At 71.8% G+C, this 18,910-nt stretch carries 16 protein-coding genes; 9 read left to right on the forward strand and 7 right to left on the reverse strand.

Translation table 11 applies throughout. From position 1 onward, the window contains the following. Positions 1-35: 35 nt before the first annotated feature. Together M5362_RS00070 and M5362_RS00075 are read right to left on the reverse strand one after the other, a co-directional pair. The gene (locus M5362_RS00070; RefSeq protein ID WP_260225091.1) at positions 36-1,532 is read right to left on the reverse strand and encodes an MFS transporter; all 1,497 of its coding nucleotides are present in this window, start codon (positions 1,530-1,532) and stop codon (positions 36-38) included. 210 nt (positions 1,533-1,742) lie between these two features. Beyond that, on the reverse strand, positions 1,743-2,138 hold the full coding sequence (locus tag M5362_RS00075) for a hypothetical protein (protein ID WP_260225092.1): 396 nt from the start codon (positions 2,136-2,138) through the stop codon (positions 1,743-1,745). A 139-nt stretch (positions 2,139-2,277) separates the two neighbouring features. Between M5362_RS00075 and M5362_RS00080 the strand changes: the two genes are divergently transcribed. The 3 genes from M5362_RS00080 to M5362_RS00090 all read left to right on the forward strand — a co-directional run bounded on the left by M5362_RS00080 (position 2,278) and on the right by M5362_RS00090 (position 6,284). Beyond that, entirely contained in the window at positions 2,278-3,459 is a 1,182-nt protein-coding gene (locus M5362_RS00080; RefSeq protein WP_260225093.1) for a low temperature requirement protein A, read from the forward strand. A gap of 92 nt (positions 3,460-3,551) precedes the next feature. Continuing rightward, positions 3,552-4,064: a GNAT family N-acetyltransferase gene (locus M5362_RS00085; RefSeq protein WP_260225094.1), complete on the forward strand. Its 513-nt coding sequence runs from the start codon at positions 3,552-3,554 to the stop codon at positions 4,062-4,064. 153 nt (positions 4,065-4,217) lie between these two features. Next, positions 4,218-6,284 (forward strand): SpoIIE family protein phosphatase, encoded by a 2,067-nt coding sequence (locus tag M5362_RS00090; protein ID WP_260225095.1) that lies wholly within the window; start codon positions 4,218-4,220, stop codon positions 6,282-6,284. Positions 6,285-6,326: 42 nt separating this feature from the next. On the opposite strand, the gene M5362_RS00095 is transcribed toward M5362_RS00090, so the two are convergent. Next, positions 6,327-7,124: a crotonase/enoyl-CoA hydratase family protein gene (locus M5362_RS00095; RefSeq protein ID WP_260225096.1), complete on the reverse strand. Its 798-nt coding sequence runs from the start codon at positions 7,122-7,124 to the stop codon at positions 6,327-6,329. Positions 7,125-7,267: 143 nt separating this feature from the next. Beyond that, positions 7,268-8,887 (reverse strand): ADP-ribosyltransferase domain-containing protein, encoded by a 1,620-nt coding sequence (locus tag M5362_RS00100; RefSeq protein ID WP_260225097.1) that lies wholly within the window; start codon positions 8,885-8,887, stop codon positions 7,268-7,270. A 277-nt stretch (positions 8,888-9,164) separates the two neighbouring features. On the opposite strand from M5362_RS00100, the gene M5362_RS00105 reads away from it, so the two are divergent. Beyond that, complete coding sequence (locus M5362_RS00105; RefSeq protein ID WP_260225098.1) at positions 9,165-9,842, forward strand: macro domain-containing protein; 678 nt, start codon at positions 9,165-9,167, stop codon at positions 9,840-9,842. A 43-nt stretch (positions 9,843-9,885) separates the two neighbouring features. Here the strand turns inward: M5362_RS00105 and thpR are convergent, their stop codons facing one another. Both thpR and M5362_RS00115 read right to left on the reverse strand, forming a co-directional pair. Further along, complete coding sequence (gene thpR, locus M5362_RS00110; RefSeq protein WP_260225099.1) at positions 9,886-10,470, reverse strand: RNA 2',3'-cyclic phosphodiesterase; 585 nt, start codon at positions 10,468-10,470, stop codon at positions 9,886-9,888. A 57-nt stretch (positions 10,471-10,527) separates the two neighbouring features. Beyond that, positions 10,528-12,141: an FAD-binding oxidoreductase gene (locus tag M5362_RS00115; protein ID WP_260225100.1), complete on the reverse strand. Its 1,614-nt coding sequence runs from the start codon at positions 12,139-12,141 to the stop codon at positions 10,528-10,530. 69 nt (positions 12,142-12,210) lie between these two features. Between M5362_RS00115 and M5362_RS00120 the strand changes: the two genes are divergently transcribed. Together M5362_RS00120 and M5362_RS00125 are read left to right on the forward strand one after the other, a co-directional pair. Further along, the gene (locus M5362_RS00120) at positions 12,211-12,840 is read left to right on the forward strand and encodes a TetR/AcrR family transcriptional regulator (RefSeq protein WP_260225101.1); all 630 of its coding nucleotides are present in this window, start codon (positions 12,211-12,213) and stop codon (positions 12,838-12,840) included. A gap of 203 nt (positions 12,841-13,043) precedes the next feature. Beyond that, positions 13,044-13,382: a hypothetical protein gene (locus tag M5362_RS00125; RefSeq protein ID WP_260225102.1), complete on the forward strand. Its 339-nt coding sequence runs from the start codon at positions 13,044-13,046 to the stop codon at positions 13,380-13,382. A 141-nt stretch (positions 13,383-13,523) separates the two neighbouring features. Here the strand turns inward: M5362_RS00125 and M5362_RS00130 are convergent, their stop codons facing one another. Beyond that, a complete protein-coding gene (locus M5362_RS00130; RefSeq protein WP_260225103.1) occupies positions 13,524-14,837 on the reverse strand; it encodes an ROK family protein in 1,314 nt (437 codons plus the stop codon). 185 nt (positions 14,838-15,022) lie between these two features. On the opposite strand from M5362_RS00130, the gene M5362_RS00135 reads away from it, so the two are divergent. From M5362_RS00135 to M5362_RS00145, 3 genes are all read left to right on the forward strand, one after another. Continuing rightward, positions 15,023-16,330, forward strand: coding sequence for an ABC transporter substrate-binding protein (locus M5362_RS00135; RefSeq protein WP_260225104.1), 1,308 nt, complete (start codon positions 15,023-15,025; stop codon positions 16,328-16,330). A gap of 738 nt (positions 16,331-17,068) precedes the next feature. Then, on the forward strand, positions 17,069-17,929 hold the full coding sequence (locus M5362_RS00140; RefSeq protein WP_260225105.1) for an ABC transporter ATP-binding protein: 861 nt from the start codon (positions 17,069-17,071) through the stop codon (positions 17,927-17,929). Further along, complete coding sequence (locus M5362_RS00145; protein WP_260225106.1) at positions 17,926-18,906, forward strand: iron-siderophore ABC transporter substrate-binding protein; 981 nt, start codon at positions 17,926-17,928, stop codon at positions 18,904-18,906. Before M5362_RS00140 ends, M5362_RS00145 begins: the two co-directional genes overlap by 4 nt. Positions 18,907-18,910: the final 4 nt, after the last annotated feature.

An 18,910-nucleotide genomic window follows, 5' to 3' on the forward strand; every position in this document is an offset into this window, starting at 1 on the left:
GCCGGTCCGCGCCCGGCTCCGGCGCCGGCCGCGGTTCAGCCGGAGGGCTTCGTGTCCGCCGTCCCGTGGACCACCGACAGGGGCTCGGCGATGTCCTCCAGCGAGCGGCGCTCCGCCTTCACGGCGAGGAACGCGGCCACGAGCCCGGCGGCGCACATCAGGCCCGCGCCGATCTGGAAGGCGAGGACCGTCTCGGAGGGCACACCGGACTCGGTGAGACTGGCGAAGATGAGCGGGCCGCTGATACCGCCGGCGGCCGTACCGATGGCGTAGAAGAACGCGATGGCCATGGCCCGGGTCTCCATCGGGAAGACCTCGGAGACGGTCAGGTAGGCGCTCGACGCGCCGGCCGAGGCGAAGAACAGCACGACGCACCAGCAGGCGGTGAGCGTACTGGCGGTGAGCACGCCACTGTCGAAGAGCCATGCCGTACCGAACAGCAGCACGCCGGACAGGATGTAGGTGGACGAGATCATGATCCGGCGCCCGACCGTGTCGAACAGCTTGCCGAGCAGCAGGGGGCCGAGGAAGTTCCCGGCGGCGATGACGGCGAAGTAGTACCCCGTCCGGCCCGTGGGCACGTCGAAGAACGTGGTGAGGATCGTGCCGAAGCCGAAGGTGATGGCGTTGTAGAGGAACGCCTGGCCGATGAAGAGCGACAGGCCGAGGACGGCACGGCGCGGATAGCGGCCGAAGACCGTCTTCGCGATCAGTCCGAACCCGATGCTGTGGCGCTGATGGATCGTGATCTCGCCCTGGGGCGGCGGCAGCGGCCGGCCGTGCTCCCGCTCGATGTCCCGCTCGACCGAGGACACCAGCTCCTCGGCGTCGTCCCCGCGGCCGTGGATGAACTGCCATCGTGGACTCTCCGGCACATGCCGTCGGACCAGCAGGATCACCAGTCCGAGGACCACCCCGAGCGCGAAGCTGAGCCGCCAGCCGACGTCCAGGGCGAAGATGTCCGTGTCCAGCATGACGATGGAGAGCAGAGCGCCGCCGATGGCCCCGAGCCAGTAGCTGCCGTTGATGATCAGGTCGACCCGGCCGCGGTACGTGGACGGGATCAGCTCGTCGATCGCGGAGTTGATGGCCGCGTACTCGCCCCCGATGCCGAAGCCGGTGAGGAAGCGGCAGAGGAAGAACCACCACGACTCGAACGACAGCGCGGTGAGCGCGGTCGCCGCGAGGTAGACCGCGAGCGTCACCATGAAGAGCTTCTTGCGGCCGTAACGGTCGGTCAGCCAGCCGAAGAACAGGGCTCCTGAACAGGCACCCGCCACATACAGGGCGGCGGCGGTTCCGGTGACCTGGGCGGCGGTGATGTCCAGGCCGCTGCCTTCCTCGGCGAGGCGGCCGGCGACGTTTCCGACGATGGTGACCTCGAGGCCGTCCAGGATCCAGACGGTGCCGAGGCCGATCACGATCATCCAGTGCCAGCGGGACCACGGCAGGCGGTCGAGCCGGGCCGGAACGGCGGTGGTCACGGTTCCTGTGGAGGCCGGCTCGGCGGCCGGCTGTGATGCGCCGCTCATGACTCCCTCTCGGTCGGGGCCCCGTTCGTCTGCCCTGACCAGGAGAGATCACACCCCCATGGACACGAGCGACATGTCCAGGATGCTGGCGACGGGGGCGCTCCACCACGAGATCGTCCACCGTACGGGCGAACCGGTGCCGGACCGCCCGTACGGCCGTTCGGGCCGGGAGGTGTTCAGGCGGGGTTCAGGCGGGGTTCAAGGCGGGGTTCAGGCGGTGGTGAAGAGGTCCTCGGGCACGCCGTCGAGGACGAAACCGTTGTCGAGTCGGACTCGCACCGTCACGCGGTCCCGCTGCCGCTCGTGGGCCTGCCACGTCGGTACCAACGAGGCGATCCGGTCCTCCAGCTGGCCCCGGCTCCCGGGCGGCATCTGGGCGCCGAAGTCGTCGAGGAGCGACGTGAGCCTGATGTACTCGCGTACCTCGTGGCTCTCCTCCTTCGGGCGGGAGTCGACCCGCTCGACCGTGCCCTCGGTCCCCGCCGCCAGCGAGAGGGAACCGGCGACGGCGTCCCCGCCGGCCGCGGAGTCCTCGGCCCAGACCGGCGAGCCGCTCAGCCGCACCTCGGCCGCAAGCCGTACGCGGCCGCCCTCGTTCAGCGTCATCGGTCCTTCACCGCTCCTGGTCGGGTGGGGCCGCGGCCCGTACGCCCGAGGCGGCCCGGGTCCTGCCATTAGGCCACAACGGCGCGGCGCACCGCCCGCCGCCCGGGGCCCATGGGGGATTCGTCCGATACTCGCCGTCATGACCGCTCAGCACGCCGCGGCGTCCGCGCCGCGCCCGGAGTCCTCCGGCGAGTCCGAACGGCACGCCTCCTGGTTGGAGTTGTTCTTCGACCTGATCGCCGTCGCCGGTGTCGCCCAGTTGGCGCACCTGCTGCACGGCACCCCCGGCCACGCCGACCTCGCCCTGTACTGCGTGCTCTACCTGGCGTTCTGGACGGCGTGGATGTGCTTCACGACGTACGGGAACGTGGCGGCCGACAAGGTGCACACCCGGACCGTGCTCATCGGGATGTTCGGGCTCGCGGTGATGGCCGCGGCCGTCCCCGAGGTCCGCTCGGAGCACGCGGACGCCTTCGCCCTCGCCTACGTCCTCGTCCGTCTGCTCGCCTCACGGGTGTGGCAGGGGCGGGGCGAGGTCCCGGCGGACTGGCCGATGGCGCAGCTCTCGGCGGGTGTCACGCCGTGGATCGTCTCCCTGTGGGCCGAGGATCCCGTCCGGTACTGGCTGTGGGCGGGCGGGCTCGCCATCGATCTGGTCCTCACGTTCGCCCTGTCGGGAAACAGGCTCATGGCGCGGCTCCGGGAGCAGGGGGCGGAGCGGGACCGGCGCGACGGAGACGACGGGGCGAGGACCTTGCGGGCCGCCCGCTTCGATCCGCGTCATCTGGACGAGCGGCTGGGCCTGTTCACCCTGATCGTGCTCGGCGAGGGCATCGCGCAGGGCGTGGAAGCGGCCTCCGGGGCCGAGTGGAACGCGGACCTGGGCGGCCTGGCCGTGGGGTCCTTCGCCCTGCTGCTGGCGCTGTGGGCGCTGGCGGTGCGCCGCTCCAGCGGCGTGCCCCTCCTCGGTTTCGGAGTGCTGGCCCCCCGCTTCGCGCTGCCGATGCACTGTGTGGCGACGGGAGCCCTCGCCTCCCTGGCCGCCGCCCTGGGCGCCGCCGTGGAACACGCGGAGGGGCGGCTGCCGCTCGGGATGCGCTGGCTGATGTGCGGTGCCATCGCCGTGTTCCTGGGCGTCGGGCTGGTGGCCGGCGCGCTGTCGGGGCGGGGCGCGCGGTGGGTCGTGGCGGTGGGGCTGCCGATGGTCGCGGCGCCGCTGCTCCTCGCCGCCTTCGCCGGGCGGTGGGCGCCCGGGACCCTGGTGTGGGCGCTGGTCCTGGTGGCGCGCTGGAACTGGTTCTACGAGAAGCGCTTCGCGTGAGACCCGCGGCTTCCACGAGAAGCGCCCGCGTGAGGCCCGCGGCTTCAATGAGAAGCGCTTCGCGTGAGACCCGCGGCGTAGAGTCCCGGGGCATGACCGAGCTCCACGGCGCCGCCGTCGTCCTCCGCCCCGCCGCCGCCGAGGACGTCCCCGCCCTCTCGGCCATCCGGGCCACACCGGAGGTACGGGCGCGATGGCGCGGCGGCGAGGACCTGGCGGCGGAGGTCGCCTCCGACCTGGAGGACCCCGACGTCCGCTGCCTGACCGTCCGTCATCAGGGGCGGGTCGTCGGCATGATCCAGTGGTACTCCGAGGACGAGCCCGACTACCGCCACGCCGGGATCGACCTCTTCCTCGACCCCTCGGCACACGGCGTCGGTCTGGGCACCGACGCCGTCCGGACCCTGGCCCGGCACCTCGTCGACGATCACGGCTACCACCGGCTCGTGATCGATCCTGCGGCCGACAACGAGGTGGCGATCCGCTGCTACGCGAAGGTCGGGTTCCGGCCGGTCGGTGTGATGCGCCGGTACGAGCGGGGCGATGACGGCACCTGGCACGACGGCCTCCTGATGGATCTGCTGGCGGACGAGCTGCTGCGCTGACCAGCGGCTTCCTCGCTTCCCGGGGCGCGCCGCCCGGCCCGGGCGGGCGCCGCGAGGCGCGTGGCGGGCCCCTACGGGGGCGCCACCGGGCTACCGGCGCGACGATGGGGGTGTGGAGGCGGCCGTTCCCCGAGCGTGGAGGGAGGGCACCGGATGAGCGAGCAACCGATCGAGGAGCTGATCAGCGGGGCCGCACAGCACGCCGGTGGCTGGGTGGGCTCCCTGCCGGTGGCGCAGGTGGCCACGGCCTCCGACGGGACGGTGGTCCGCTGGAACCACGGCGCCCAGGAGCTCCTCGGCTACTCTCCGCCGGACGTGGTCGGGCGGCACATCGCCGAACTTCTCCACCCGGGCGCCGATCGCAGCCTCGGCCGTTCCCTGTGGGAGACGGCGTCCACGGGGAACGGGGTGATGGGCACGGTCACCGCCTGGCACCACGACGAGTACCCGCTGGAGCTGGAGATCTGGGCCTGCCCCGTCCCCGACCGGCGCCGCGGCGCCTCGGCGGTCCTGATCTTCGCCGCCGAGGCGCACACGACCCGGCGGATCCGCGGAACCTCGGCGGTGTGGGACGGGCTGTTCGCCCGCTCGCCGGTCGGCATCGGCCTCCTCGACACCGAGCTCCGCTTCCTGCGGGTCAACCCCGCGTTGGAGGCGATGAACGGCCTGACCGAAGCGGCCCACGCCGGACGGCGCCTCAGCGATCTGCTGCCCGACGTCAACGCGGGGGAGATCGAGGACGCGATGCGCCAGGCCCTGGCCTACGGGGAGCCCGTACTGGACCGGCACCGCGCCGGTCGCACGCCGGCCGACCCCGATCACGAGCACGTCTGGTCGTGCTCGTACGTGAGGATGGAGGACCCGGGCGGCCGGCCGATCGGTGTGGTGGCCACCCTCGTCGACGTCACCGCCCAGCACCGTGACCACGTCGAGGCGGAGGCGGGGCGGCGCAGGCTGGCCCTGCTGAGCGACGCCAGTTCCCGGATGGGAGCCAGTCTCGACATGGAACGGACCGCCCAGGAACTGGCCGATCTCGCCGTGCCGCAGCTGGCCGACGCCGTCACCGTCGACCTCCTGGACACCCTCGCCCGCGGCGACGAACCGGGCCCCGGTCTTGCCGGGGGTATCGCCGTGCGTCGCCTGGGAAAGGCACCTCTGACCGGCACCGCGATCACGCGCCTCCTCGCCCCGCTCGGCCGTACCCTCACCTTCCCGGCCGGTGCCCCCTACACGCAGGCCATCAAGGCCCGTCAGCCGTATCTGATCGCCCACCTCGACGAGCAGGCCGTCGCGCAGGTGAACCGCTACTCCTCCGTGCCGGCGCAGTTGATCAGCAAGGGCGTGCACTCGTTCATGATGGTGCCGCTGATCGCCCGCGACCTCGTCCTCGGCGTGGCCACGTTCTGCCGGACCCGGCCCGGGGCGCCGTACGGATCCGAGGACGTCACCCTCGCCGGCGAACTCACCACCCGCGCCGCCGTCAGCATCGACAACGCGCGCCTGTACCAGCACGAGCACGAGACCGCCGTGATCCTCCAGCGGAGCATGCTGCCGCAACACGTCACGCCGCCGCCGGGCATCGAGATCGCCCACCGCTACCTGCCCGCGAGCGACATCAACGAGGTCGGGGGCGACTGGTACGACGTACTGCCCCTCCCCGGCGGCAAGGCGGCGCTCGCCATCGGGGACGTCATGGGCCACGGCATCGCCGCAGCCGCGGTCATGGGCCGCCTCTCGGCGACCGTGAGGGCCCTCGCCCGCCTCGACATGCCCCCGGTCGACCTGCTGTACCAGCTCGAAGCCACCCTCGCCGACCTCGCCGAGCCGATGCTCGCCACCTTCCTCTACGTCGTCATCGACCCCGCCACCGGCCACTGCACCGTCACCCGAGCCGGTCACCCGCCTCCCGCGGTCCTGGAGCCCGACGGCCGGGCCTACATCCTGCCGACCGCGTCCGGAGTCCCCTTGGGCGTCGGTGGAGTCGACTTCACGACGACCGAGGCCACGTTCCCCGCCGGCAGCATCCTCGTCCTCTACACCGACGGCCTCGTCGAAGGGCGCGGCGCCGACCTCGACGAACGCCTCGCCGATCTGACCCGCCTGCTCACCGAACCCCAGACGTCACTGGACCACGTCTGTGATGCCATGATCACCCGCCTGGTCCCCGGCTCGTCCGACGACGACATCACGCTGCTCACCGCCCGCGTCACGCCCCCGTAGGCCGGGCTCCCGACGGCATCGGCTGGGCGCCGAACGAGGCGGTCAGTCGGCGAAGGATCCGTGCCGTCCCGCCCCGTGCGCGAACCGTTCGGCGCCCGAGAGCGTCTCCCCGGCCGAGAGCGGCGCCATCCCGTGGCGCAGCTCGGCCGCCAGGGCCTCGGGTTCGGGCAGCCCGTGCTGCTCCCGTACGGAGAGCCGGTCGTGGCGCAGGCACAGCTGGGGGAACGCGGCGATCTCCCGGGCGAGTTCCTCCGCCGCGTGGCGGGCCCGGCCCGGCGGGACGAGGCGGTTGGCGAGCCCGATCGCGTACGCCTCCGTGGCCGGGACCGGACGGCCGGTCAGGATCAGGTCCATGGCGCGGCTCTCGCCGATCAGCCGCGGCAGCCGGACCGTGCCGCCGTCGATCAGCGGCACGCCCCACCGGCGGCAGAAGACCCCGAGGACCGCGGTCTCCTCGGCCACGCGCAGATCGCACCAGAGGGCCAGTTCGAGCCCGCCGGCCACGGCGTGGCCGGCGATCGCCGCGACGACCGGCTTCGTCAGGCGCAGCCGGGTGGGTCCCATCGGGCCGTCGCCGTCCGGCTCCACCCGGTTCCCGCGCTCGGTGCCGATGGCCTTGAGGTCGGCACCCGCGCAGAAGGTCCCGCCCTCACCCCACAGCACGGCGACGGAGGCCTCGTCGTCGGCCTCGAACGCCCGGAAGGCGTCGGCCAGTTGCCGGGCGGTGGGTCCGTCCACGGCGTTGCGTGCGTGCGGCCGTGACAGGATCACGGTCGTCACGGGCCCGTCCCGCTCGACGCGCACGGCAGGGGCGGCTGGGGCGGCCTGGGTGTCGGTCATGGGGGCATTCTCACGCGCCCCCGGCCCGACGACCAGACCGGCGATCACGACGGCGATCCCAGGACGCGCCGGGTCCGGGGGTCCCGACGGCGATCCCCGTGCGCACGGTCAGGGATCTCGGTGGCGATCCCCGGCCGTGCCGGTCAGGACACGAGGGTCTGCTCCTCCAGCTCGGTCAGTCGTACGGTGCACAGGCCGCCGCGCTCGGCCTTCACGTCCGTCACCTTGAGCTGGGTGCCCGGCGCGAGGATGAACTCCTCCTCGCCCGTGAACGCGGAGAAGCTGCGGATGCCCACCGCCCGGACGGGGGTCACCTCGAAGAGCGTCCGCTTGCCGCGGCCCCCCAGGAACGCGCGCGCCACACCGAGTTCGGAGGTGCACGAGGACACGCCCCACCAGGTCACGGTCCGCCCGAGCGGGTACTGCGCGCGCAGGTCCAGCGAGACGCCGCGCCACAACGGCTCCGTACGGGCGGGGAGTTGCGACACCGCCGAGAAGAGCAGCCGTAGGTACGGGATGTACGGGACGAGCCGGGACCGGTCCGGGGAGCGGAGGACGGCGTTGATCTCCCGGTAGAACGCGGACTCGCACGTATAGAGGTGGAGGGCGGCGATCGCGTCGGCGGACAGACTGCCGGCGGCCGGTCCGTCCGCCCGCCTCTTGCCGAATTCGTGCGACAGCGTGACGTGCCGGTCCAGGTTCGACAGCACCTTCGCGACGGGGCCGACGGCGTCGCGGAAGTCCATCAGCGGGGTGTCGAACACACCGGTGATCCCGGGGAGGACGAGACCCTCGTCCTTGACCCCCGCGAGCCGGTCGAGATACAGCTGGTGCAGTTCCATGGTGGACGCGATGAACGCGCCCATGCGCTCGGCGGTTCCGCCGTGCGCCCCGTCGCCCTCCGCGGAGGCCCGGTCCCACCCCTTGCTCGGCAGCCAGTCGACCGGGTCCGCGCCCAGCGCCGCGAGGGCGTCGTTGACCAGGGCGAAGTGGTCGCCCTCGCAGAAGATGTCGCCCTGTGCCGCGGGGTTGCAGTGGTCGATGTGCCGGACGTCGACCTCGGGGTACTTCGCCTGAAGGCGGAGGACGACCTTCTTCAGGTTGCGGGCGTGCGCTCCCCACCACGCGAAGACGACACCGCGGTCCTCCTCGTCGGCGTTCTGCTTGGCCTTGAGGATCTCCTCGACGATCCGCTCGGCCACCGGACGCCAGAACGCGGTGTGCCGGTCCGTTCCCGTCGACCCGTCGCCGCTCGCGGTGAGCGACGCGTTCAGCAGTAGGACGCCCTGCGTGAGCATCGCCTGGAACCACTCCGGCGGCTGGACGGTGTCCTGATTCTTCAGGAGCACGCGCACATCGGCGATGGGTGTCTTCTTCTGAATTCCGTACTTCCACATCGCCGCCGCCTTGATGATGCAGCGGATGCTGACGACCCTGCCGAACTGGCTGTCCTTCCAGTCGTGGAAGGTGTTGTCGAACATGGCTATTCCGGTGGCGCTCTCCGGCCTCGGATAGGGGTTCTGGCCGAATACCACGACCTTCCATTTGTGCGGGGGATGGGGCTTGAGGGCCTGGAAGGTCAATTCGCGGACGGGGACGATTTCGGTGCTGCGTCCCGCGCCGATGAACGTGGCCGCGTCCGGCTGTTCCTCGATGGTGGATTTCAGCAGCGGCAGCCACGGTTCGCCGCCTCCTGCGAAGAGTTCGGCGAGGGCCAGCGGGTCATTCGATTCGGGCTCGGTCGGGTTGTTGGCATCGCTCATCAGCGGGACTCCCCCTGCGGTGGTCGGAATGTGCGCGCAAGCCGTGGAATGCGGAGAGGAACGCACCTGGGACGCCGTACGTGCCGACCGGCGTGGCTCTCGTCGGCAGCGTCGGCCTCACGGCTGGACCTGCGGAGATGTGGCGGCAGGCTAGCACCGGGTCACGGTGAGGGCAATCGTGACGCCGGGTCACCGACCCTGCCTCGCAAGGGCGTTGTCAGTGGGGCACGGTAGCGTCGTGGTTGGTGGAACGGCCGCTTCTCGATCGGAGTGCATCATGACCGAAATCCGTGTGCAGTCGCCTCTCAAGGTGGTGCTGACCGACATCAACAGCGCAGTGGTGGAGGCATGGCGGGCGGCGTTCGCCGACACTCCAGGGATCGAGATCCGCAAGGGGTCGATTCTCGACGAGCAGGTCGATGCCTGGGTCAGTCCGACCAACTCCCGGGGCCGTATGGACGGTGGGGTCGACGCGGTCGTCAAACGGCACCTCGGAGCGGGTATCCAATTGCGTGTGCAGCGAGCGATCCGCGACCGGTTCGCGGGCAGCCTCCCGGTGGGCAGCGCGGTATGCGTTCCTTCCGGGGCGGCGAATCCGAGGTTTCTGATATCGACGCCGACGATGGAATCGTCCTCGCAGAACGTGAGGGAGACCCTGAATGTGGCGCTGGCGTGCGCCGCCGCGTTCCAGGCGATCCATCAGCAGAACGCCGCCGTGCCCGGCAGTATCGAGTCGGTGGCGCTGGTGGGCCTGGGGGCGCAGACCGGCCGGGTGCCCGCGAGGGTCTGCGCCAACCTGATGTGGACGGGCTACACACTCTTCAACGACTGCCGCTTCGACGACTACGACGAGCTGCGCGCCACCATCACCGCGCAGCTCGACGACCTCGACATGGCGCCCGAGCGGGGACGGGTGCGCATCGAGCCGCCGAAGCGGGCGGCCTCACGACGCTGATCGGAGGCTCCCCGGGGTCCGGACGAGCAGGGTCCCGCGCCCTTCAGCCACCACCGCCGAAGCTCCACGCTTCGATGTCGCGGTAGTGGATCGGCCCCGGGCCGCGGCCGAAGTTGCTGCCGACCAGGTGCAGGCGCGTGGCCTGCCAGCGGCGGCCGGCGAAGGCGTCGAGTCCGACCGCGGCCTCCACCACACAGGCGGTCTCGTTCCGGCGGGCCCGGGCCAGCGTGAGATGGGGGCGCAGCGGCCGGTCCTCGAAGGCGACCCCGCACTCCCGGACCACGGTGCGCACGTCGGAGGCGAGCAGGTGCAGTCCTTCGAGATCCCCGTCGATCCCGCTCCACAGCACCCGCTCGTCGAAGTGCCCGCCGCCGCGCAACGCCAGTTCCACGGGCCGACGGGCCGCCGCGAGCACGGCGAGCGGCGGTCGCAGCAGCGGCACGGCCGCGACCGGGAGCTCCCCGAGGAACGCCAGGGTGATGTGCCAGTCCTCGATGCGGTTCCACCGCATGTCCGGGTACGCCTCGTAGGCGGGCCGCAGCGCCCGCTCCAGCTCCTCCTTGGCGTCGTCGGGCGGAGCGAGCGCTATGAACACCCGAACGGTCGAGGCGTGGATCTGATCGTTCACAGAGGTCTTCGTACCTCACCGCGGACCGTTCGGTCATCTTTCCGTTCGGTACGGCCGTCAGTCGACGAGCACTCCCGGGTTGAGGATGCCCCGGGGGTCGAGCGCGCCCTTCGCGGCGCGCAGCGCGAGCGCGAAGGGGTCGGGGCGCTGGCGGTCGTAGCCCGGGCGGTGGTCCCGGCCGACGGCGTGGTGGTGGGTGATGGTGGCCCGGTGGCGGTGCAGGACGTCGCTCGCCACGGCCTTGAGCTCGTCCCAGAAGGCGACCTCGTCTCCGGGGCGGCCGGCGGCGAGGACGGTGAAGTACGGTGCCGCGCCGTCGGGATAGACGTGGGTGAGGCGGCAGTTGACGGTCGCCGGATGGCCGGTGGCCTTGAGCGCCGCCTCGCCGACCTCCTGGCGAACCGCTTCGATCAGACCGGGGATCCGGTCCCAGGTGGCCGCCGTCTCGAAGGTCTCCGCGACGGCGCCCATCCTGGCCAGTCCGTCGCGGAGGTACGGCATCCGCAGGAAGGCCGAGCGCCAGGCGCTCACGGCGGCGTCGGCTGGCGCGCCGTCCTCCGCGGGCGAGCCGGCGGCGCCGGGCCTCCCGCCGTGGGAGCGGGCCAGGTCGACGGCCTGTCCGAGCCGGGCGGTGACCGGTCCGCCCGCGGACTCGAACCCGAGGACGAGCACGCAGGAGCCGTCGTGCGTGGCGCCGGAGAGCGCTGCCTCGCCGGCGTCGAGCAGCCGGCAGTTGGCGGGGGAGAGGTCCGACTGCGCGAGGGCGCGCACCGCTTCCAGTGCCGCGTGGAAGTCGGAGAAGGCAAGGGAGGCGGAGGCCTTGTGGGCGGGGCGTACCTGCAGTCGCACCCATGCTTCGGTGATGACGCCGAGCGCCCCTTCGGAGCCGAGGAACAACCGGTCGGGGGAGGGGCCCGCGCCCGACGCGGGCAGCCGCCACGAAGCGCTGACGCCGGCCGGGGTGACCACGCGCAGGGACTGGACGAAGTCGTCGATGTGGGTGCGGCCGGTGGCGTAGTGGCCGCCGGCCCGGGTGGCGATCCAGCCGCCCAGGGTGGAGAACTCGAAGCTCTGCGGGAAGTGCCGCAACGTCAAGCCGTGCGGCCGGAGTTGGTCCTCCAGGCTCGGACCGAGCGTCCCCGCCTGGATGCGTGCGGCCCGGCCGGCGGTGTCGAGCTCCAGGACGCGGTCCATGGCGGTCAGGTCGAGCGACATCACGGCGCGGTGGGCGTCACCGCGGTACTCCACGCCGCCCGAGACCGAGGACCCGCCGCCGTACGGTACGACCGCGACCTGTCGCTCACCGGCCCAGTCCAGCAGGTCGGCCACCTCCCGTTCGTCCGTCGGGCGCGCGACGAGGTCGGGGATGCGGCCGGGGCGCCCGCGCAGGGCGCGTACGACGTCGCGGTACGCCTTGCCCATGGCGTGCGCGGCGCGCTGCCCGGGGTCGGTGTCGACCAGGTGTGCGAGGCTCGCCGGGGGCTCGACGGAGGCACTCGCGATCCGCAGGTCGTGGACGCGGGGGACGGGGAGGGGGCGGGGCAGGGTGCCGGGTATGAGGGCGCCCATCGCGGCGCACTCCGCGTCGTCGGGATGAGCGTCCTCCCACCCCCAGCCCCACCAGGACCTGGGGCGCGGAGGGCTCTGCTGTGTCGTCGTGCTGCCGGACATGGGTGCGCTCCAAGGGGCCGCCGGACAGAATTTACCCTGCGGTAAATTACTTACTGATAATATCCGCCCATGGCAACCCCGCGCTCGAAAGCCGGCACCAAGGGAGTCCCGCGGCACCACCGTCAGCAGCAGATGCTGGAGGCCGCCACGGAGGAGTTCGGCACCCGCGGCTACGCGGCCGCCTCCCTCCCCGCGATCGCCGAGCGCGTCGGCGTCACGAAGACGCTGCTCCACCAGTACTTCGGCACCAAGGAAGAGCTGTACCTCGCCTGCCTGGTCCCCGTCGGCGACCGGCTCCTGGACACCATCCGCACCGCGATGGGGCAGGAAGGGACCACGGCGCGCACCCCTCTGCGGGTCCTCGAAAGCATCTTCACCGCCCTGGAAGGGCAGCGTGAGGCGTGGTTCGTGCTCTACGACACCTCACTGCCGGCCGACGGCGAGGCCGCGCGCCGGGCCGCGGAGTACTGGTCGGCGATCGACCGGCTCGCGGCCGGCGGCACCGCCGACCTGCTGCGGGCCGCCGGATCGACCGACCCCCTGGACGCCGACGCGCTGAAGTACGTCTGGCGTGACCTCGTCGCCACCCTCGTCCGCTGGTGGGTCAAGCACCCCGACCAGTCCCCGACTGCCATGACCCAGCGCTGCGCCCGCCTCTTCGCCGCGGCCGCCGCGCTCACGACCGACCCGGTCGGCTGAGCCTGGCGCCGCCTCCGTCGACGTGGTCGCCCAGGGCCGCCCGGGCTGCCGACGTGCCGAGGGGCAGAGGCGTCCATCGGTTCATCTCTCTTGTGAAGAGATGGGGTAGGGGGCATTCGGGTGGAGTGCGGGGCTGTCCGCAACTGCCCGCCGCCCTTTCGTAGTCGTCCTCTCCAGTTGCACGACGAACTGAGGAGGCACTCGTGACCGGGTTTCAGGCTTTCGCCACTGGCACCGCTGAGCTGCTGGATCTCGACCCGTACCGTTTCCCCGCCATGCTGATGGACGACGAGCCCGAGGAGACGTCCATGGCCCGCGGGGTCATGGAGTTCGGCGACTACGTTCTGCCCGCGCCGGAGCCGGAGAGCCGTCTGGCCTTCCCCCTGGCACCGTCCGACCGCCGCCGCCTGGAACTGCACGCCACGCTCACCGCGGCCGGCATCGCGCCCCTGCCCGGCGACCTCGACGCCATCGAGGCCCTGTGCGGGCTGGACGACACGATCCACGTCGCACTTCTGCGATGGATCAACCCGTCGCTGTGACCGTCGCCCCGGCCCTGACCCGGACCGCGGCGACCCCGCTGGGCGCCCGGTGCTGATCAGGGCGCGGTGCCGCTCAGGGCCGACCCTGAGCGGCACCGGGCCCTGATCAGTGGGGGAGCCGGCCTCCGCCGTGACCCGCGCTCAGGACGTGCCGCGGTGCTGGAGGGCCGGCTGCCAGGTGGGGACGGGCTCCTCCGGCGGGGCCTCGGTGCGGCGGCCGCCCCGGGCGAAGAACGCTTCGAGGGGCAGGATCGCCGCGCCCACCGTGACCGCGTCGGGGCCGAGCGTGCCCAGCTCGATACGGGTCCTGCCGGCCGGGTAGCGCAGGGCGAAGGACGAGGCGTGGGGCTTGACCGTCTCCAGGAAGCGGGAGCCGAGCTGGAGACCGGCCCAGCCGCCGACGAGGATGCGCTCGGGCTGGAACAGGTTGATCAGGTCGGCGAAGCCGGCCCCCAGGTACTCGGCGGTCTCCTCCAGGACGGCGAGGGCCGTCGCGTCGGGCTCCGCCTCCGCGTCGTGCGGCGGGTAGGCGGCGGCGATCATCGAGGTCAGCGCCGTCTCCTCGTCCGCCCCGGCGGGCGGCCTGCCTCCCGCCTCCCGCCAGCGTTCCAGGAGCGCCTCGGCTCCCGCGTACGCCTCCAGGCAGCCCTGGGAGCCGCAGCGGCAGCGGCGCCCCCGGACCCGGACGGTGAGGTGACCCCACTCGATCGCCCGGCCGGGGCCGAACCCCTCGCCTATGACACAGGCGCCGACACCGGAGCCGAAGAGGACGACCACGGCGTCGGTGACCCCCCGGCCGGCGCCGAACCACATCTCGGCCTGGCCGAGGGTCTTGGAGCCGTTGTCGATGTAGTACGGCACGCTCTCGGGCACGGCGCCCGTCTCCCGCAGGAGGCGTTCCAGCGGAACCGCGTCCCAGCCGACGGTCTGGCCGTGAACGACGGCACCTTCGTCGGGCGTGTGGGCGACGATGCCGGGGACGCCGATGCCGACGCCGAGCAGTCGCTCAGGGGGCACGTCCGCCGTGCGCAGCACCTCGGCGATGCCGTCGCGCACGTGGTCGACCACGATGCCGATGTCGTACCGGCCGTGCGGACCGGTACCTTCCGTCGACAGGGGGCTCTCCACGCGGGCCAGTTCCGTCAGCGCGAGGTCGAAGAGCTCGACCCTGATGCGGGTCTCGCCGACGTCGATGCCGATCATGCAGCCGCTGGCGGGGCTGACCCGGAGCAGGGTGCGGGGCCTGCCGCCGGCGGAGTCGACGCTTCCGGCCTCCTCCACCAGGCCCTCGGCCAGGAGTTCGCCGACCACGTTGCTGACGGACCCGGAACTCAGCCCGGTCGCGGGGCCCAGTGTGAGACGGCTCTGCGGCCCGTCGAAATACAATCGTTGCAGAACCGCGGTGCGGTTCTCCCGCCGCAGGTCACGCACCGTACGACTGCTCTTCGCTCGCACTCTGCCCCCTGTTCGTGAAGTCTCTCTTCGCAAGATACCCCTGTCGGGGTCCTTGACGCGCTTTTCTCTCGGCATTTAACTCACGTCCTAAATTAAGCCGGGAGGGCGCATGGGGCGGTGTGGGACGTCTCGCCCGCCCCACCTCCCCCGGACTCCGTCACCCCCCGAAAGGGCCTTGAGGAGCCATGCGCAGAATCAGAGCCGCGGTCACTGGTGCCGTCACACTCTCCCTCGTCCTCACCGCCGCCGGCTGCGGAGGCGGCACCTCCGGCTCCGACACCCAGCCGAAGACCCTCACCTACTGGGCCTCCAACCAGGGGTCCAGTATCGAGGTCGACAAGAAGGTCCTCCAGCCCGAACTCGACCAGTTCGAGCGGGAGACCGGCATCAAGGTCAAGCTGGAGGTCGTGCCCTGGTCGGACCTGCTCAACCGGATCCTCACCGCGACCACCTCCGGCCAGGGCCCCGACGTCCTCAACATAGGCAACACCTGGAGCGCCTCCCTCCAGTCCACCGGCGCCCTGCTGCCCTGGGACGCGAAGAACCTCGAGAAGATCGGGGGCAGGGACCGCTTCGTCGAGTCCGCCCTCGGTTCCACCGGCGTCCCCGGCCAGGACCCGGCCGCCGTGCCGCTGTACTCGATGGCCTACGCGCTCTACTACAACAAGAAGATGTTCAAGGACGCCGGCATCGAGAAGCCGCCGGCGACCTGGGACGAGCTGGCCGCCACCGGCAAGCGCCTGAGCAGGGACGGCAAGTGGGGGATCGGGGTCGAGGGCTCCAACCTCTCCAACAACATCCACCAGGTCTTCGTCCTCGGAAAGCAGCACGGAGCCGACTTCTTCACCGCCGACGGCAAGGCCGACTTCACCTCCGCCGGAGCCGTCGCCGCGGTCAAGCAGTACGTCGACCTGATGGCCACGCACAAGATCGTCGCCCCCGGCAACGCCGAGTACTCCCAGAACCAGTCCCTCAGCGACTTCGCCAAGGACAAGACCGCCATGGTCCTGTGGCAGACCCCCTCGCAGGCGTTCGCCTCCCAGGGCATGAGCGAGGAGGAGTGGGGCGTCGCCCCCGCGCCCGTTCCCTCCGGCAAGCCGGGCCAGGGCACGTCCGTCAACTCGATGGTCGCCGGCATCAACATGGCCGTCTTCAAGAACACCAAGAACATCGACGGCGCGCTGAAGTTCGTGAAGTTCATGACCAGCGACGAGGAGCAGAAGCTCCTGAACCAGGCCTACGGCTCCGTCCCGCCGGTCAAGACCGCGCAGCAGGACCACGCCTTCGCCACCCCCTCGCTCAAGGTCATCCGCGACACGCTCGCCACCAGCGCCACCGCCCTGCCGCAGGTCCCCGAGGAGTCCCAGTACGAGACCGTCGTCGGCGCCGCCGTCAAGGCGCTGTTCGCCGACGCCGCGGCCGGCCGCCCCGTCACCGAGGAGTCGGTGAAGGCCGCGCTCGAAGAGGCCCAGCAGCAGATGCCCAAGAAGTAGGCACGGACCACTCATGACCTTCACCGTCACGCCCGGGCACGAGCGGACGGTGCGGAAGACACCGCCCGAAGAGGCGCGCACCCCGTGCCGCCGCTCCGGACGGCTGCGTCCGCCCCGGCGTGGAGCGCCACCGCGCCGTCCGCCGGGGCGGCCCGGCGTCTCCTCCGGCTGCGGGACGCGGACGGCCGCGAGCTGTCCGCGGAGCACCGGCTCTCCTGGCGCCGGCTGGAGCCCGAACTCGCCCCCGGCGTGCACACCGTGGAGGTCAGCGCACTGCTGACGCCCGAGCAGGCGGGGGAGTGGCCCTTCGCCCTCGGCGGTTTCGGCCGCATGTCCGTCAGCGTCGACGGGCCCGTGCTGGACGGCTTCTTCCCGCGGGACGTCAGTCCGGCGCTGCGGATCGGCCGAGCGACCTCCCGGCAGGGCGGCCCGTCCTCCTCGTGGCACGGCGGGAGGTCGCTCCCGGCGCCGGCCGGGCCACGATCGTCGCGGCCGCGCCGCCGGAACCCGACCCACCCCGCCGCGCTCACCGCATCGGTGGAGGCCGCCCTCGTGGTCGTCGGCACGACCGAGCATGACCGGCCGCGCAGCGCGCGGTCGCCTCTCCTCGTGCCGGGGTGCGCAACCCGGAGGCCGAGCCCCTGCGTTCCGCCCCTGGTGGGGCCGGGCAGGGCCCCGCTCCCGCCGAGGGGCCCACCCCCTCCCGACCGGGAATTAGGTTAGGCTAACCTGTGTCGCGTGAGAGTTGGTGAAGAGAGCCCGCAGGCCCCGCTCGTGCGCGGTCACGCCCTGTCGGCCACAGAGGTCACCGTCGCCTACGACGGTGTCGATGTCGTGCACGAAGCGTCCCTGATGCTGCGGCCCGACGAAGTGACCGTCCTGGTCGGACCGAACGGCAGCGGGAAGTCGACGCTCCTGCGGACGATCGCCCGGCTGCAGCGGCCCCGGGTGGCCACGCTGACCATCGACGCCGACACGGACGGCCTCGCCCTGACGCCCCGCGAGTTCTCGCGGCACGTGGCCCTCCTGACGCAGGGGCGCCCCACGCCCAGCGGGCTGACCGTGCGGGACGTCGTCGAGTTCGGCCGCTACCCGTACCGCGGCCGCTGGGGCAAGGCGGACCCGGGCGGCCGGGCCGCCGTGGACCGCGCGCTCGCCATGACGGGCGTCGCGGAGTTCGCCGAGCGCGGCGCGGAGTTCCTCTCCGGAGGGCAGCTCCAGCGTGTCTGGCTCGCGGGCTGCCTCGCCCAGGAGACCGGCGTGCTGCTGCTCGACGAACCCACCACCTATCTCGACCTGCGGTACCAGATCGAACTCCTCGACCTCATCCGCGACCTGGCCGACGACCACGGCATCGCGGTGGGCGTCGTCCTGCACGACCTCGACCAGGCCGCGGCCGTCGCCGACCGGATCCTGCTGCTCCGAGCGGGACGCATCATCGCCGAGGGCAGCCCCGAAGACGTCCTGACGGCACCCCGGCTGACGGACACGTACGGCATCCGCATCGAGGTCGACACCGATCCCTCGACAGGGCGGCTGCGCACCCGCGCCATCGGCCGCCACCACACGCGAAGCGAAAGGCTCAGCCCCACCTCATGAGACGCCTCCTCCTCACCGCCGCGGTCGCCGCCACGGCGGCCCTCGCCCTGACCGCCTGCGGGACCACCGAACCCGCCAAGGACGACGCGAAGAAGACCGCGGATCCCATCACCCTCACCGACGACACGGGTGCGAAGGTCAAGCTCGACGGACCCGCCAAGAAGGTCGTCGGCACCGAGTGGAACGTCGTCGAGACCCTGATCTCCCTCGGGGTCGACCCCGTCGGCGTGGCCGACGTCAAGGGCTACAAGACCTGGGACACCGCGGTCCCGCTGAAGAACGACCCCAAGGACATCGGCACCCGCGGCGAGCCCAGCGTGGAGACCATCGCCGGTCTGAAGCCCGACCTCATCGTCGCGACCAACGACCTGCCGCCGGCCGCCGTGAAGCAGCTGCGCGGGATCGCGCCGGTCCTGGAGGTCAAGGCCGCCGACGCCGCCGACCCGATCGGCCGGATGACGAAGAACCTCGACCTCATCGCCAAGGCCACCGGCACCACGGAACAGGCCGCCAAGCTCAAGACGGCGTTCGAGGCCAAGCTCACCGAGGGCAGCAAGGCGCTCGCCGACGCCGGTCTGGCCGGCGCGCCGTTCGCCTTCGCCGACGGCTACGTCGTCTCCAACCAGGTCTCGATCCGCCCGTTCACCAGCGGTTCGCTCATCGGCGCCGTGAACGAGAAGCTCGGCCTGAAGAACGCCTGGACGGTCAAGGGCGACCCGGCCTACGGCCTCGGCACCACCGACGTCGAGGGCCTCACCAAGCTCGGTGACGGCACCCACTTCGCGTACATCAGCAACAACGGTGACCCGAGCAGCACCCCGTTCGACGGCGTCCTGAAGAAGGACAAGGTGTGGACCTCGCTCTCGTTCGTGAAGAAGGGCGACACGCACCGGCTGCCCGACGGCATCTGGATGTTCGGCGGAACCGAGTCGATGAACCAGTACGTCGACTCGGTCGTCAAGGAGCTGACGAAGTAACCCC

The organism is Streptomyces sp. Je 1-79, from assembly GCF_025195125.1.
GTDB lineage: Bacteria > Actinomycetota > Actinomycetes > Streptomycetales > Streptomycetaceae > Streptomyces.

What these genes read in the sequence shown, in the direction of transcription:
- M5362_RS00115 (WP_260225100.1), bottom strand. Translation starts at nt 12,141, where the DNA reads ATGTCCGGCAGCACGACGACACAGCAGAGCCCTCCGCGCCCCAGGTCC.
- M5362_RS00105 (WP_260225098.1), top strand. Translation starts at nt 9,165, where the DNA reads ATGACCGAAATCCGTGTGCAGTCGCCTCTCAAGGTGGTGCTGACCGAC.
- M5362_RS00070 (WP_260225091.1), bottom strand. Translation starts at nt 1,532, where the DNA reads ATGAGCGGCGCATCACAGCCGGCCGCCGAGCCGGCCTCCACAGGAACC.
- M5362_RS00075 (WP_260225092.1), bottom strand. Translation starts at nt 2,138, where the DNA reads ATGACGCTGAACGAGGGCGGCCGCGTACGGCTTGCGGCCGAGGTGCGG.
- M5362_RS00135 (WP_260225104.1), top strand. Translation starts at nt 15,023, where the DNA reads ATGCGCAGAATCAGAGCCGCGGTCACTGGTGCCGTCACACTCTCCCTC.
- M5362_RS00120 (WP_260225101.1), top strand. Translation starts at nt 12,211, where the DNA reads ATGGCAACCCCGCGCTCGAAAGCCGGCACCAAGGGAGTCCCGCGGCAC.
- M5362_RS00085 (WP_260225094.1), top strand. Translation starts at nt 3,552, where the DNA reads ATGACCGAGCTCCACGGCGCCGCCGTCGTCCTCCGCCCCGCCGCCGCC.
- M5362_RS00145 (WP_260225106.1), top strand. Translation starts at nt 17,926, where the DNA reads ATGAGACGCCTCCTCCTCACCGCCGCGGTCGCCGCCACGGCGGCCCTC.
- M5362_RS00100 (WP_260225097.1), bottom strand. Translation starts at nt 8,887, where the DNA reads ATGAGCGATGCCAACAACCCGACCGAGCCCGAATCGAATGACCCGCTG.
- M5362_RS00090 (WP_260225095.1), top strand. Translation starts at nt 4,218, where the DNA reads ATGAGCGAGCAACCGATCGAGGAGCTGATCAGCGGGGCCGCACAGCAC.
- M5362_RS00095 (WP_260225096.1), bottom strand. Translation starts at nt 7,124, where the DNA reads ATGACCGACACCCAGGCCGCCCCAGCCGCCCCTGCCGTGCGCGTCGAG.
- M5362_RS00080 (WP_260225093.1), top strand. Translation starts at nt 2,278, where the DNA reads ATGACCGCTCAGCACGCCGCGGCGTCCGCGCCGCGCCCGGAGTCCTCC.